The 1,328-nt window shown below is 61.0% G+C and carries 1 protein-coding gene and 2 pseudogenes; 2 read left to right on the top strand and 1 reads right to left on the bottom strand.

The window, feature by feature from the left end; all coding sequences use genetic code 11:
• Positions 1-516, bottom strand: a 516-nt coding sequence (locus ACRXB1_RS36150; RefSeq protein ID WP_449494788.1) for an HlyD family secretion protein, incomplete at its 3' end; no start/stop codon positions are given.
• A gap of 99 nt (positions 517-615) precedes the next feature.
• On the opposite strand from ACRXB1_RS36150, the pseudogene ACRXB1_RS36145 reads away from it, so the two are divergent.
• Both ACRXB1_RS36145 and ACRXB1_RS36140 read left to right on the top strand, forming a co-directional pair.
• Positions 616-1,206 (top strand): annotated as a pseudogene (locus tag ACRXB1_RS36145) (CerR family C-terminal domain-containing protein); the annotation flags it as partial.
• Between the two features lie 31 nt (positions 1,207-1,237).
• A pseudogene (locus ACRXB1_RS36140) lies at positions 1,238-1,328 on the top strand (CerR family C-terminal domain-containing protein); the annotation flags it as partial.

The raw sequence follows: 1,328 nt of genomic DNA, 5'->3' as shown, positions 1-1,328 counted from the left end.
TCGCTCGCGGGTTTCCGCGCCCGTGGCGGTGAGCGGCGCATAGCGCTGGACTTCATCGCGTGCGTGCTGGGCGCTGAAACGCGCGACCTGTTCCTGCGCCTTTGCCTGATCGATATTCGCGTGCTGCTGCAGGATATCCGCCTGCGCCTTCTGGATGTCCGCCGTGCGCGCCGCGATGGTCGCTTCCGCCTGCTCGAGCGACGCCTGATACTGGCGCGTATCGAGCCGCACGAGCGGGTCGCCGGCCTTGACGGTCGCGTTGTCGCCCACGTACACGTCGGTTACATAACCACTCACTTTCGGCGCAACGGTGACGCTGTCGGCCTGAAGATACGCGTCGTCCGTGCTTTCAATGAAGCGCCCGACCGTCCACCAGCGCGCGAGCCAGATTCCGCCCACGACAATGACCACGAGCCCGAGGCCCATCAGGATCAGGCGGCGTCGGGAACGGGGAGCTTGAGCGGCGGAGTCTTGCGGCAGGCGATCCTGCGGAGGTGATCCGGCGGTTGTTGACATCGTTTTATAAAATCCAATTTATTCCAATCGGAAGAATTATTCCAGTTGGAAGAATTGTGTCAAGTGATATATTTTGCACCTGGACGTTGGGAGGCTGGAATGAGCGACACAAAAAGGCTGCGCCGTCCGTCAGAAGGCGGTTACGTACGTGGAGACGAAACACGGCTGCGAATTATTGTGGCGGCGATCGAATCTTTTGGAGAACACGGGTTCGATGGTGCATCGACGCGCGAGATCGCTGCCCGCGCGGGCGTCAATGCCCCGGCGCTGCAGTACTACTTCGAGAACAAAGAGGGTGTGTATCGCGCGTGTGCGGAATACATGGCCGACGAAGCCGCGGTCAATTTCGAGCCGGTCGTGGCGCATGCCAATCAGGTGCTGGAAAACAACGCCGCCGTGCCGCTGCTGATCGATGCTTTCATTCGCATTCAGGAAGCCATCGCCGACCGGATGTTCGCGAAAGGTTGCGGGACGACAAATCACCGGCTGTTTTTCGCGCGGGAACAGGTGGGCCACGAGCCTTCCATTGCAACCGAGATCCTGACGCGCCGTGTACGCCAGCCATTGAACGATGTCACCTCGCGGCTGATGGCGCGCATCACGGGCACCACAGCCGACGACCCCGTGACCCTGATCCGCATGATCAGCCTGAACGGTCAGTTGCTGATGTTCCACGTTGCGCCGCGTACGCCAGCCATTGAACGATGTCACCTCGCGGCTGATGGCGCGCATCACGGGCACCACAGCCGACGACCCCGTGACCCTGATCCGCATGATCAGCCTGAACGGTCAGTTGCTGATGTTCCACGTTG

The sequence above is a fragment of the Caballeronia sp. M23-90 genome, from assembly GCF_053574605.1.
Note: the sequence above shows the minus strand (reverse complement) of the source record. Positions and strands in the feature narration are given on the sequence as shown.